Here is a 12,876-nt window from a genome sequence, read left to right as displayed (position 1 = left end):
CGACGGCGAACGAGAGCTTCAGCGCCTTGGCCAATGTCATGAACCGACTGACCTTGCGTCCAGATCCTTCTGACGAGCGTTCACACACATAATCGGCTCGGTCAGTTCGATGGCGCAATCCGCAGTCCGAGCAACCTATGATATAGGTCGAACTCAACGGATGCTCTTGGGATTTTAAGCCAATTGTTTGCTTTGGCAGGCCAGGGGGAACTGAGATTCGCACCTATGCCTGGCCAGCACATCGCGGCGCGGGCTTTGCTTTTTCCCTTGTGAGAACCGGATAGAAGTACAACCGCATTTTTCGGATGTGTCCGCCGTTGTGTTCCGATCCACCGGCAGGGCGCGCTGGAAGGCGGCGGCCCAAAGCAGCAAGTAATTGGCGCGCAATCGCAAGAGCGTCTTAACGGCTTCCGCTAAGCGGTCGAGGCCGAAAGGAAACCCATGCTTATCAGACGAATTGCACTGGTGCTGAGCTTGGCACTCGGCACCACTCAGGCCATGAGCGCGCAGGATGCTGCGTTCCCCTTGAATCGCCAGGCTATGCAGGAAGCCAACAATCTTGCGCATGAGCATCTGATCTGTGCGGCTTATGCCAATATCGTTGCGGCATGCATGATCATGAAAAACGGCGAGCGTGATCCCACCGGCCAGCGGTACAAAGAGGTCGGCGGTGCACTGATGGAGCGCGGCTTCCGAATAGGTGAAGTCGCCGGGGTCTCGTTTAACGCGTCGAAGGCGCGGCTTGAAATGGCGCATCAGGAAATGACGGAAAAGATTGAAAAAAGTTGCTCGAATATTTCGATTTTGCTGCAAGAGCACATGAACGCCTGCGTCACGCTTCATAACGAAGGCCCCGACCGTTTACGGGCTATAGTGGCCGGAAAATAGTCATGTTCGGTCGGGGGCCATCCATAGCTTGCACAACGCAGCGCCAAATGACATGCAACAACAGGTTTTTAGCAAACTGAGAGAGGACCAATTGCGGTTAGTATTATCGTTGCTACTGTTCGTCGGAACCATTCTTCCCTGTCACGCTGCTTGCCGTTTTGATCGGGTCGTCGGCTATACCCTCGTAGCAAAAAAGACCGTGGCTGGGTTCATTCAGGACAACGAGCGCAAGGGCGAATTCACTGGCTGCGAATATGATCGCATCTTGGTGTTCGATGACAACACTGCGGTGCGTTGCACCAGCTATAACTACACGTACTCCTATCGTCCGGATGCATACGTCTTCATGAATCGGTCCAACGACATCCGAATCTGCATCGAAAAATGAATGGTTCGACGTAGCTCCACTTCGCTGACGTCGTGGCCGCTAGGGGCATACCGCGAACAAAGCGCGGCAACGGGGATGATTGTTCTATTCACAAACAAAGGATCGGCCCTTCGGTCCCGCAATGAAACTGATCCAGTCGGTTGTCGTAACCACAGTCCTTTTCGCCCTGTCCGGTGGGTCATCGATAGCCGCCGACTTAATCGGGCAAGCCAGCGTCATCGACGGCGACACACTCGAAATTCATGGCAGCCGCATCCGGCTGTTCGGGATCGACGCGCCCGAAAGCAACCAGCTATGCCGCGACGCCGAGAGCGACCTGTATCGATGCGGTCAGAAAGTTGCCAACGCGCTCTATGAGTTCATCGCGCACCGCCCGGTCGAATGCGTCGAGGTCGACCGGGACCGCTATGGCCGCAGCGTCGCGGTGTGCACGGTCGACAACGTCGACATCGCGGACTGGATCGTGCGCAGCGGGCTCGCGCTCGATTGGCCGCAATACAGCAAGGGCAGCTATGTTAGCTCACAGGACGAGGCGCGGCACCACCAACGCGGCCTGTGGGCCGGGAGCTTCGTGGAGCCGTGGCGATTTCGCGCGTGCATGAGATCCGGCGGAAGGCCGACCCCGTGCTCAGATGAAGCGCGCTGATGGCGCGAATGAAATAGGAGAGGAGCAATGAAAAAGTGTCTTTACGCACCGATTATCGTCATCTTGTCGGTGGGTGCCGCGGGTGCAGAGACGGCTAGTGAACGATGTGAAACTACTGGTGTTGCCAACGTCACGACTCTTCCCGTCAATGCCGATAAGATGTGGCATCAGTCCGACGCTCCTGGCGTAATCTGGTTTAAGCTGCCGAAAGGGACCCATATCGATCTCTTTGCTAGCTACACGGATAAACAGAGCGTGCGTTGGGCATGGGGGTCCGCCGAGTACAACTCAGTCATAGTCAGTGGTTGGGTGAAACATTCATCACTGAACTGCAACTTGAACTGACACTCAGACGTCATGGTGGACACCGCTTGGCGCGCTCTGTCGCCGGTATTGAACTAACCAATTGGCGATCTCGATCTGACAGGGGCACGTCGGAAATGTTGTCATATTTGCAATCTGCATTGCCAAACGAGGCGATTGCCCGCGGCGTGCGAAGCAGTGGCGATGCTCGCTTTGCCGGGGTGGGGGGCATCACGCCGCCGGTGAGCTGGGATTGGGTGCGGTTGGCACTAGATCAACCGCCGGCGCCCTTCCCGCCGCGCCATCATTGATGTGCCGCGCATCACAGTCGAGGCGAAGCCGATATGTCGTCATCCGCCTGCAATGGGGAAGCGGAGAGCAACATATGAAGATCTATCTGTTGGTGGTGCTGACGTCCGTACTTCTGTTCGCGGGCATGGGAGCGAGTCATGCGGTGGTACGAATCGCGGATGACCCTGGTGGCCGGATCGGAACCTATGTCGACAGATATCAGGATCTGCGCAGTTCCGGCGAAACCGTCATCATCGACTGCCTCTGCGCCTCCGCCTGCACCATTGTTCTCGGCGCCATCCCGCACGACCGGATCTGCGTGACCTCGAACGCGACGCTCGGCTTCCATGCCGCCTGGGATTTCGGTTCCAATGGCCGGGCGATTACCAATCCCGAGGCGACCCAGCTGCTGTACTCGATGTATCCGTCGCAGGTGCGGCGCTGGATCGCGCAGCGGGGCGGGCTCAGCCCACACATGATCTTCCTCAGGGGCAAGCAGCTCCAGGCGATGTACACGCCTTGCTATCTGGACGCGCAGGCCAGCACGCCGCGGTCCTTTATTACCCCGCCTCGCTTGCGAGAAGGGGCGGAGGCCGCCTTCGGCGACCGTCCCTAGAGCAGGTTACATGGTGCCGTCGCATTGGCGCGCCTCTTTGAGGCTGAGCGGCGAGCCGATGCGTAAGCGTGTAGGTGCCGCAAACGTCGTGGCTGCGGGACGTTCAACAGCGGTTACGAAGCGCGGGTCGATCGCTTGCGATCAGATGCTGATGCTGATGGCGCTACCGGTTCGCGAATGCATTGCCGTTTTGAATTGAGCAGGTGGCACCCAATGTTTCTACTGAGAGAATCTCGCGCACGACGCCATCGAACCCCTGACGCTTGATGGTTTTGCCGTTCTCTTTGCCAACCACAACGGCCACCGTGCAGCTGGAGTAGCTGCTATCGAAAGTCGCGACGGCCCGCATCGCGCCCGAACCGCCGCCGCCCCCATAACCGCGGTAGGCGACAAGCCGGTTGCCCTCAAACCGCAGCCCTCTGGCTTCACCAATACCGTTTTTCGCCGCGTTTGGGTCGACATCTGCGCCCTGGGTGCGCCCTCCGATCGATCGCGACGAGTACTCGAACAACCGACCCAATGAGCTAATGTAGACAATGTACTTGATGTTGTTGCGGGTCTGCCTCTCCTTTCCGTTGGGATCGCGCACAACAGCCTGTGCGCTCCAACTCAACGTAACCGTTTTGTTCAGCAGTTGTTGCGGAGCAGCAGTTGCTGGAGCCGCCCCCATCCACACGGCGCCGATGAAAACAACACTGACGGCTGAACGGGCCAAACCCATGTGAACCTTTCTCCACTAATCTAAATTTTTACCAGTTCGCGCCGCCGCCGAAAAGGCGACCCTCTGGCCTCGACGTCCGCTGGATCTCTTCGACTCGCCCTCGATGTTGCGACGAGGGTTATCCGTATGGACCGGGCAGAGCCTCCAACAAGGAGAGCAAGACCTCGGGCGGTATCTATCGGTTTGCAGGGCATGCGCTGGCTGTAGGAACTCCCGCTTCAAATCGCGACTATTGAGCAACCCCGTTGCCATTTTCGATAGAACAAGTCGCGTTGGATATCGACGCCGCGCCCGTGGCCGTCACCCGCTCTCCGTGAAAGTTGATCCACGATATCGCACCACCTGAGCTCCCGATTATGACAGCCACGGAACAGGTCCGAAAACTGCTATCGAAATTGATTGTGATCTGTGAGGCGCCGTTGTCGCCGGCCGCGGTTGTGATGATCATTCTTGATCCTTCAAACTGGTAATTTCGGCCTGTATCCTCTGGGCCTGCTTGGCTGAAGGAACGCTGGTAACTTTTGCTGCCGCCGACATCTGCCCTGTTGGCAAAAGCGCGGCCGAGACTGCTAACATAAATTGTTCGCGAAATCGTCCGGCCGCGGATGGATTCTTTGCCGTCATACCCTCTCCTGGGAACCGCGACAAAGTACGAAACGTGGATTGTTTTATTCCGCAAACCGGCAGGCGCGGCAGCAAAGACAGGGCTGAGACCAGTGCAAACTGCGAACACGATCGCCTGGAAAAGTCTATTGCTTGTCATGAGACATCCTCGCCGCGAGGGCGTCGCGGAGTTGCGAAAGCCGAACCCTGGCTCGCTTGTGTGAAGCGCTGTGGTCACTCGCAATAGGTTTTCCCGCCGAAGCTGAAGCATTTTCCACCCCCCGATGGCCGAGGGGCCTGTACCTTCGGCGATTGCTCGCGCGCGAGCTCGCGTGGCTTTGGCGGCGGCTCCGATCGCTTCTCGCATTCCCCGTTCGAGTTCAGAAAATAGTCCTTCCCGCAGCTGATCTGAATGCAACGATCGCCGTCGACCCGCTGTCCTTTGGCGCAGATCAGCGGACAAACACGGTCCTTCCTGTCGCGCACGGCGTCCAGCGCGTCCAGGCTTGCAACCTTGATGTCAAAGTTTGTTTTCGCATACTGGTTGAAGAGAGCGAGCGCCTTTCTGGACCTCTCGTCCCAGCGCCCCTCGCTGCTCCCTGAATCACAGCCGACGCGTTTGAGGTGAGCTTGCAGTAGCCGCGCGACATCGGAGGCATCGATCTGGGGCGAAGGAGGCGGGGGAGCCTGTGGGACTGGCGGTGCGGGCGTGAGGGAAGACATTTTCGCCGCTTCCTCCCTGGCCTCTCTGGCCCTCTCGACCTGGGCCTGGGCGTCGGCAGCGGCCTGACGGCGGATGTCCTCAAGCTGCTTGCGGGCCTCTTCGGCCTGCTGCTGCGCCAACTCAACCTGTTTTCTCGCGTCGTCCAGCTCTTTCTTGGCCTGTGCAGCGAGCTGGCGGCGGCTTTCCTCAAGCTCCTTCTTGGCCTGCTCGGAAATTTGCTGCTTGGCCTCCGCTGTCTGACGTGCGCTTTGCTCTTCCAGCTGCCTGCGCAAGTCCTCGGCCTTCTGTGTCGCCTGGACTTCGGCGTTTCGTCGCGCTGCGTCAGCCTTTTCTCGCGCAAGCTGCGCGTCCTGCAGCTTGGTCAGCTGCGCTCGCGCGAGATCCGCGTACAGTCCGCTTCCGTGGGCGACAAGGAATGAGCGCCAGGCGTCCATCGTGCTGACCTGGGCCGCCAGCTCGTAGTCGACGCGGGCAGCCGTATCCAGGTCGATCGGCTTGGGAACCAGCGCAATGGTCTCGCCGCCAAGTGAGCCGTAGACAAAGGGTTCCTGGCGGCTCGCAGTCGCCTTGAGCACTTCGTCGCGGATACGGCCGAATGCGAGGCGAAGGTCTAGGCCGGGCTCAGCGATATTTTTGACGAGCGCGGTCGCGAATGGGCTGTGCTTGCCATCCCCGTCGCTTGCGACCGCGCCGGCCTTCGCTGCGAACGCGATCAGCGTGTCCGACATCGCGGGCTCGACCTTGGCAAGACCGCGGCCAATCGAACGGCTGGCAACGGTTCGGCTCATAGTTTTGGCGAACGGATTATCGCGGCAGGCGTCGAGAACGATGAGCTTGAGCCGCTTCGCACCCTCCAGCACCTTCAGAACGCGGTCAAGCGAGATGGTCTCGTCCTCGATATCAATGTCGCTCAACAGTTTGGCGTCGGCGGGAATAAGATAGTTGACCCCGTCGACCTCGATGCCATGCCCGGCGTAGTACACCACCGCGATGTCCGCGTCCCGGGCGATATCGGAGAAATTGCGGATGGACCGGCGGAAGCCGGCGATGCCGAGGTCATGCTCGGTGTTGACTACGTCGAACCCGACGCTTTTGAACAGAGAGGATACCGCATCGGCGTCGCTCGCCGGGTTCGCGAGTTGCGGGACCCGCTCGTATTTCGAAATGCCGATGATCAGGGCAACACGCTTTTCCGCGCGCGCCGCGCCGCCCGTGAACATCACGATCAGCGCCAGAATGACCAGAAGTGCCGACCGCATCCTTAGCCCCACAGATCGGAATTCGTCTTACTTCAACTATCGGAAACGTCTATTTGAGCGGTTTGGATCGCGCCTAACGTGAGGAAGACCACACTGCGCCCCCCCCGCAGTCCGGCGGGGACCGCCAGCGCCGATTACAGCCCTATCGACCAGATCCGGCCCCGTCATTGCGCAAAGGTGTTTCCCGCTTTGGATAGAGCAGGTTTTGCCAGAAAAGGTGGTGCGGCCGGAGCCAGAGCGCCTAGGAGGCTAGTCCATTCCAACCGCATTTTTTTTATCATCGCTCGCAATGGCGAACCGTGCAATCCGTTTCCTGTGCATGCGCGATTAGGGCCGTTTCACGCTGGCGGCGTCACTTTCACTTGGCTAAATACCATTTTTGGCTTGTCTTCGATCATAAGGCTGGAAATGGCCCAGGTCCGGGTTGTCCCCGTCGACGTACTTGGGGCGGATGCACAGGCCCTTGACCAGAAGCGACCGCATGGTGGCCCGGAACGTCAGGTCGCCGAGCCGTTCACCCGCTAGGACGAAGGAGCAATATGCCAACGTTTTGAGGGGGAGGATGGTTACCAGCGCCACATGCGATCTCGTTAGCAGACAGGCCGGCCGTAGTGAAATCACTCTCAGGCGTTTGGCTAGCTCTCTGCTTCCTAGCGAGCCAACATCGATGCCACTGCTGAGGCCGAATAGGGCAGACCGCGCGGCGTGGTGAAGCCCTGAGATGCCAGTGCGGCGGATATCCCCCGTAGCGACAATCGCGGACGCTGCTCGCTCAACTGATGCGCCAGCTCAACTACGTTGGGATTCGCTTCGGCATATGATTTGCGGCCCTCGGCCTTGCCAGTCTTCGCCTTCTTGCGCTCGCGCGCACCGCGCAGCTTTGCGACAAGTGTCGCCTTTTCGAATTGCGCGATCGCGCCAAGCACCTGACGCACCAACACTGCTGTTGGCGTGTCTTCGAGGAAGAAATCCGGGGCGCTTGCCGGGATTAGCGCAACACCCAGATTTTTGAGATAATCGTGGCCGGCGAGTTGCACCGCGAGGTCACGAGCAAAACGGTCAGGACTTTCAACGATGATGGATCGAGCACCATTGGTCGCGATGCGATCCATCATCGAAGCGAAGCCGGGACGGGCCGTAACGGGGTCGGCGCCCTTTACGGCAGCGTCGTAAAACCAGTCCGTCGGCGCTATGGCGTACCCTGCGGCCTTCGCATAGGCCTCGATTGCGACCCGCTGGCGTTTCTCGCTGTCCTTGCCCTCTCCAACATTCGTTGACGTGCTGGTCCGCATATAGGCTACGGCTTCAACCAGCTTTCCCTTTCGCGCCATTCGCTTAGCTCGGTTTTGTACTGATTTCTCCAGAAAATAGTACAACCCTGGCTCGGCCTCCGTCAACCTGACGCTCCGCCCAGTGTGAAGCGCCAGATCAGGGTCGCTCCGCCCAGTGTGAAGCGCCAGATCAGGGAGGATGTTAGGGGTTCGACAAGAGTCGCAGAACTCCACCTCGTGGGGGCCGAGCTGGTCGATGGCATCACCTTGGGTCAGCTCCACGTGGCTCCTGGATCTTAACTGCGCTGGCTCCGGCCGGCGAGGAACAATCTCGGCACTCCTCGGCCGTTCCCTTATCATTGCAAAACTCGAAGATCACGACGTCCGCGCCCCAATCTTCCGGATGGGCTGCGAAATGGCGATCTTGCGCCGCATTCCCGTCCTCTTTATAGCCACGACGAACCGTCACGACCTTCCACGGACGGTTCTGCTGGATCCGCTCCTCAATCAGGTCAACTGCGTGAGAGAGCCGGCTGATGAGGGATGCGTTGACCATTGTGGTTGTCCATATCTCGCGACAGCACGGCCAGTCGCTGTTGCACGTCTGTCAAAAGCTCCGCCTCAATGCAGGCGCGGATCTCCCGCAACACAAAAACGAATTTTGACATTTCGTCGGTTTGGATCTTGCCGTTCAATCCAAGCCTATAGATCCGGGACATTTCGCGCCGCACGCCGGCAAGCGTGTCCAAGGCCATCTTATTGCGAGGGGGTAGCACCTCAGCTTTTTGTTGGTGAGACAATGCTATGTGACCGGTTCGTTGGGGTCTGAACCCATCATAACGCAGTTCGTCCTGACCGGCGAATGCTGTGACTGAAACCTCCGCTCAGCGGCAGCCTGAGGGTGCCGGCGACAAGATCGCCGCCGGCCTCTTTTTGGCGGGCGAAGCCCCGTCATTGTGCGGGCTTGGAGGGCTTTGCGGGTTTCCCAAACACCCTTCACACATCCAGTCGCTGACATTTGAAGCGGCGGTGTGAAATTGGCACGGGTCGTTGAGGGAGGCCTGAAACGATACCCGCAATGCCCGCAATCCCCACAATCACCCGCCATCCTTCAAGCTTTCGATTTGGTACAAGAATACTTTCGAATGGGCGTGCAGCTGCCTTCGCAGGACGAGCGTCCGCGCGCCGCTGCGAACCGGCTCATCCAGGTGCCGCCTCAGTAATCGGGCGATGGTCTTTGCCGCGAACACGTGACCGGCCAGGGCGCCCGGCAGCAAAAAGTCGCGCAGCGCCTGTTTGTCCTCGTTCGGCGTCCAGTCGTTGATTATTCCCGCTACCGCACCGGCCGTGAATTGCTTGTCCGGCCAGTGCTTCGCCAGGATTTCGAGCACGTCGGCGAGTGATACCGATTCCTCGTCGTCCTCTTCCTGCGTGATGAACAGCTTCTGGAAATCGAGCTCCTCTCCGGCCAGCCTGGCGGCGTTCTCGACCGCCGAACCAACCAGTCGCCACCACATCTTGAATCTGGTCTTGCCCGCGGCGTCGCGCGGCGCCTTGAGCTGCGGGTTGCCGAGCAGAATGGTGTAGAGCGCCGCCAGGATCTCGGCGCGGTGGTTCTCGGTCCAACCGGTCGGGTCCGGGTGTGTGAACGGCCGGTTCTCGGGGTCGACGCGGTCGACGTCGAGGCGGATATGCAGGCTGCGCGAGGCCAGGTCACCCCTCGCCCCGATATTGTTGCCGGTGAAGAAGTGGATGGTCGAGGCGGCAGTGGCGACCATCTCGGAGACGCCGAGCTTGCGGTCGGAATAATATGCCGCCGTGCAGGACTTCTCGATGTGCGGGCATGAGATCTGCGTGCCGCGCGCAATGTTGTCCCATAGAATGTAGCTTACTCCGAGCAGGAAGTAGCTCATCAGCGCCTTGCGCCTCTCCTCCTCATTGGTCGACCACGCCGCGGCTGCCGGCCACAGTCCGGTGACCGCCATGATCAGCATGGTCAACGTCGTCGTTTTTCCGCCGCCGCGCCGCCCGGCGGTGACGAAGAAGCTCGGCCGGTCAGGCAGCAGGGAGCGCTCGATCAGGGTGAGCGCGGCGGCAATGAGGGTCGCCTTGCCGGTGGTGTCGGTGGCGACGTCGCACAGCCACTCATCCCATAGGAATTTCATCGCCGCCTTAACCGCGTCCTGCGTGCAATCCTTGCGTTTCGGAATGACCGCTCGCAGCTCATCCTGGATGACGAACTGGATGCCGCGCTCGCGATCAAGGCCGTCCGGTGCCAGCAACTCTCCACAGGCCAGCACGATGGGGGCCGTCGCGATCGCAACGATTGTCGGCAGGACGTCGTCGTGCCGCCGCATAAAATGTCGCACGAAGGGCGTCGGCAAATGCACTGAGCGAACAGTGCCATCCTTGTCCACAGTGTAATAATCGATTTGCTCCTCGATCATCTCAGCGAGTTCCATCTCGTTCATTTTGCAAAGCACCCATTGCTCGGGCGGTGGCAAACTAGTCATTCGTCGTCTCCTCTGGTTCGACATTCACTTCCGACTGGCTGAAGGCGTGCGTGTTGGGTACGGGGAGCTTGCGCACCCACATCGCGTCCCCATCGATGTCGCGTGACGGCGGCTTGGCGGAGATCACTCCACCGATGACCTCGTTCAGCACTTCCATCTGCGGCAGCCAGGGCTCGTCGTGCAATGGCGAGCGGATATGCGGCCGCGGGTCTTGTCGGCGGGCTGCCTCCCGGGCACGTGCGGCGTCGGCGTTCTGCATGGCGTGCTGCTGCTGGGCGGCCTTGAGCGCGCCATCGATCACGCGCAGGCCGGCGCCGGAGAGCGTCTTCGCCAGCTGCCGCAGCTCCGCCAGCTCGACCGCGTCGAGGTCGGCGGCGGCTGCCGCCCTCGCGAACGTCACAACGACGTCATCCTTTGCCGCCTTCTCCATCGCCTTGCGCAACGCGCCGGCGTCGAGCTTGAGCTCATAGACGGTGCGGCCGTGGGCGAACGAGTGGATCCACGGTGTGCCGTCGTCCCGACGCATGATCTTCGCCTTGCAACGCCCGTAGTCGACGCCTTCCAGCGGGTCCGCCAGCGTCTCTCCCACGAAGCGATCAGGATCCGCCAGCACATCGCCGACAGTGCACCCGGCCAGCGCCTTGTCATCGAACGGCAGCTCGACATCCGACCGCAGAATTCCCTCGCACTGGCGGAGGATCACGGCTCTCGCGGCGCTCGCAGACAGGCCGGTGCGCGCGACCAGCTTCCTGGCCTGTACACCGACGAATGTCTCGCGCGCCTTGGCCGTCGCCGGCGCCAGCCGCTCGCGCTCCCGGGCCTTCAGCTCCTCGAGCCGCGATCGCTCGATCAGCGATAGCGGCGGGCACGCCGCCATGGTGTCGAGCGTCGCTCCATCAATGGTGATCGGACGACGGCTGTTCTTGTCCTGCTGTAGCGGCGGCGCCAGCACCGGCCCGCCTTCGAACACCAGACGCTCCGGTCCGCCGACCATCCGGTCGACGATCGAGCGTTCGAGCAGGGCGCCACTGCTGGAAACCATGATCCAGCCAAAACCCGCCAACCAGCATCGCTCGTGCAACGCCCGCAGGAATCGCTCGACATCAGTGCCGTCTTTCACCGTGACATAGACGTGGATTCCATCCGAGCCCGGCAACGCGGCTCCGGTGTCAGTGCGCGATAATCCGGCGCTGGTCGAGCTCCGCATCACGCGGGCCACGTCGGCCAGGGCCGGCAGCACCGTCAGCAATGCCGGCCAGAAGTCACCGCGCTGTTGCAGCTCGGCCTTGACACTAGCCGGCATCGCCTTGGTGTCGTAGTCAAGCAGGGCGAATGCCGGGCCGTGATAGACGATGTTGGCGCCGGTGCGGGCGATGATGTCCGGTCGTGTCGCGCCGTTAACCGTCTTCTTGGTGGCGACCTTGACCTTATCAGGCAGGTCCACACGCAAGGTGCCGAGCGCGAGCGCCTGTGACGGCGTCAGGTTTTCGATCAACGCGCCGAGCGCAGCGACGCCGGCAACCCTGACGCGCTCGGCCGTGCCGCGGGTCATCACGCAGGCCGAACCGTCCTTGATCAGCGTGCCGTCGGCAGCAAGGGAAATCTGCTTGGTCAGCGGCCCGCCGGCCTTGGTGAGCCTGGTGAGCACAATCTCCGGCGGCGGGGCTGTGGTGCGACTCATCGCGGCACCTTGTCGTGATCGGCGACGGCGTCGATGACCGCGCCGATAATCGATGCCGGTGCGCCGGATGCCCCGTTGCGGGTGACGGCGTGCCGGATGGATTCGATCGGGACGCCGTGTTGCAGGCCAAGGCTCAGCGTCACCGCCGCGTCTCTTGCGACGGCCTCTACGTCACCGCCGGTCTTGCGGCTGTCGATGAAGACTTCGCCCGGCGTGCCGTCTTCGAAGAATCCGACTGTGACCGTGAACGCTTGGTTCCAAAACCGCATGTGGAAGGTCTTTGCGGCCCGGCGCTGGGGAAGGACCCGCCTGGTCATGCCCGCGCCTCCACCACACCTCGCCTCCACCAAATACGAGAGATTCGTGCCTTACCGGAATGACCGCGCTCCCAGACGAACCAGGCAAACGCGGTTGGATTTGAAACGCGATTCCCGGTCCAGTCATGACGGTGCATCATCGGCAGGCGGTCGATAAAAATAATAACCCGCGCCAGGTGGCCACCATCGAGGGCGAGCAGTCGCGCCCGTCCGGCCTTCGTTTTCTCGTTGCCGCTTTCAAGAAACGAGAGGCGCAACAGCATCGCCACGCGTGGGCACAGCGATAGAGCATGGGCCGCAAATTGTGCCGCCAACTTAAACGGAGGATTAGTGACGATCATCTCCACGCCGTCGGGCGCCTTACGCTCCAGCAGAAAGTCGCGATCGGCATGGTCCTGATCCGGCGAATTGTAATCGAACAGATCAGTCGCGATTACCCGATGACCGGCATCACGAAGTACCCGCACAATGGCGCCGCGACCGCAGGCTGGCTCCCAGATCGTCCGCGGAAGCGGTTCGGCGCGCAGCAGCGCGAGCGTGGCAACCTCGGGCGTTTCGTAGAGATCGTTGCCGCGGGCGGAATCGGGGTGACGGATCAGCATGACGGCAACCCCTCGTCCTCGAAGGCTGCCTGTCGGTCGGAATTCGCGTCAGC

At 60.8% G+C, this 12,876-nt stretch carries 16 protein-coding genes; 5 read left to right on the top strand and 11 right to left on the bottom strand.

Annotated elements, in window-relative coordinates:
- Positions 1-441 precede the first annotated feature (441 nt).
- The 5 genes from SO140_RS10960 to SO140_RS10940 all read left to right on the top strand — a co-directional run bounded on the left by SO140_RS10960 (position 442) and on the right by SO140_RS10940 (position 3,132).
- Positions 442-888, top strand: a complete 447-nt coding sequence (locus tag SO140_RS10960; RefSeq protein WP_449377568.1) for a hypothetical protein — start codon at positions 442-444, stop codon at positions 886-888.
- 199 nt (positions 889-1,087) lie between these two features.
- Entirely contained in the window at positions 1,088-1,276 is a 189-nt protein-coding gene (locus SO140_RS10955; protein ID WP_449377567.1) for a hypothetical protein, read from the top strand.
- A gap of 121 nt (positions 1,277-1,397) precedes the next feature.
- The gene (locus tag SO140_RS10950) at positions 1,398-1,922 is read left to right on the top strand and encodes a thermonuclease family protein (protein WP_449377566.1); all 525 of its coding nucleotides are present in this window, start codon (positions 1,398-1,400) and stop codon (positions 1,920-1,922) included.
- A gap of 27 nt (positions 1,923-1,949) precedes the next feature.
- Positions 1,950-2,267: a hypothetical protein gene (locus SO140_RS10945; RefSeq protein ID WP_449377565.1), complete on the top strand. Its 318-nt coding sequence runs from the start codon at positions 1,950-1,952 to the stop codon at positions 2,265-2,267.
- A gap of 343 nt (positions 2,268-2,610) precedes the next feature.
- Positions 2,611-3,132 (top strand): hypothetical protein, encoded by a 522-nt coding sequence (locus tag SO140_RS10940; RefSeq protein ID WP_449377564.1) that lies wholly within the window; start codon positions 2,611-2,613, stop codon positions 3,130-3,132.
- Positions 3,133-3,295: 163 nt separating this feature from the next.
- On the opposite strand, the gene SO140_RS10935 is transcribed toward SO140_RS10940, so the two are convergent.
- From SO140_RS10935 to SO140_RS10885, 11 genes are all read right to left on the bottom strand, one after another.
- On the bottom strand, positions 3,296-3,853 hold the full coding sequence (locus SO140_RS10935; RefSeq protein ID WP_449377563.1) for a hypothetical protein: 558 nt from the start codon (positions 3,851-3,853) through the stop codon (positions 3,296-3,298).
- Positions 3,854-4,297: 444 nt separating this feature from the next.
- Positions 4,298-4,477, bottom strand: a complete 180-nt coding sequence (locus tag SO140_RS10930; protein WP_449377562.1) for a hypothetical protein — start codon at positions 4,475-4,477, stop codon at positions 4,298-4,300.
- A 213-nt stretch (positions 4,478-4,690) separates the two neighbouring features.
- Positions 4,691-6,439 carry a caspase family protein gene (locus tag SO140_RS10925; RefSeq protein WP_474798408.1) on the bottom strand — a complete coding sequence of 583 codons (1,749 nt, stop codon included), beginning with the start codon at positions 6,437-6,439 and terminating at the stop codon, positions 4,691-4,693.
- 366 nt (positions 6,440-6,805) lie between these two features.
- Positions 6,806-7,018, bottom strand: a complete 213-nt coding sequence (locus tag SO140_RS10920; RefSeq protein WP_449377561.1) for a hypothetical protein — start codon at positions 7,016-7,018, stop codon at positions 6,806-6,808.
- Positions 7,019-7,089: 71 nt separating this feature from the next.
- A complete protein-coding gene (locus SO140_RS10915; protein ID WP_449377560.1) occupies positions 7,090-7,836 on the bottom strand; it encodes a recombinase family protein in 747 nt (248 codons plus the stop codon).
- Between the two features lie 136 nt (positions 7,837-7,972).
- Complete coding sequence (locus SO140_RS10910; protein ID WP_449377559.1) at positions 7,973-8,266, bottom strand: hypothetical protein; 294 nt, start codon at positions 8,264-8,266, stop codon at positions 7,973-7,975.
- Positions 8,223-8,459 carry a hypothetical protein gene (locus SO140_RS10905; protein WP_449377558.1) on the bottom strand — a complete coding sequence of 79 codons (237 nt, stop codon included), beginning with the start codon at positions 8,457-8,459 and terminating at the stop codon, positions 8,223-8,225. Before SO140_RS10905 ends, SO140_RS10910 begins: the two co-directional genes overlap by 44 nt.
- A 348-nt stretch (positions 8,460-8,807) precedes the next feature.
- Complete coding sequence (locus SO140_RS10900; RefSeq protein WP_449377557.1) at positions 8,808-10,223, bottom strand: hypothetical protein; 1,416 nt, start codon at positions 10,221-10,223, stop codon at positions 8,808-8,810.
- On the bottom strand, positions 10,216-11,904 hold the full coding sequence (locus tag SO140_RS10895; RefSeq protein ID WP_449377556.1) for a hypothetical protein: 1,689 nt from the start codon (positions 11,902-11,904) through the stop codon (positions 10,216-10,218). Before SO140_RS10895 ends, SO140_RS10900 begins: the two co-directional genes overlap by 8 nt.
- On the bottom strand, positions 11,901-12,221 hold the full coding sequence (locus tag SO140_RS10890) for a TSCPD domain-containing protein (protein ID WP_449377555.1): 321 nt from the start codon (positions 12,219-12,221) through the stop codon (positions 11,901-11,903). The genes SO140_RS10895 and SO140_RS10890 overlap by 4 nt, the downstream gene beginning before the upstream one ends.
- A complete protein-coding gene (locus SO140_RS10885) occupies positions 12,218-12,823 on the bottom strand; it encodes a class I SAM-dependent methyltransferase (protein WP_449377554.1) in 606 nt (201 codons plus the stop codon). The genes SO140_RS10890 and SO140_RS10885 overlap by 4 nt, the downstream gene beginning before the upstream one ends.
- Positions 12,824-12,876: the final 53 nt, after the last annotated feature.

The organism is Bradyrhizobium sp. UFLA05-108 (genome assembly GCF_059803455.1).
Note: the sequence above shows the minus strand (reverse complement) of the source record. Positions and strands in the feature narration are given on the sequence as shown.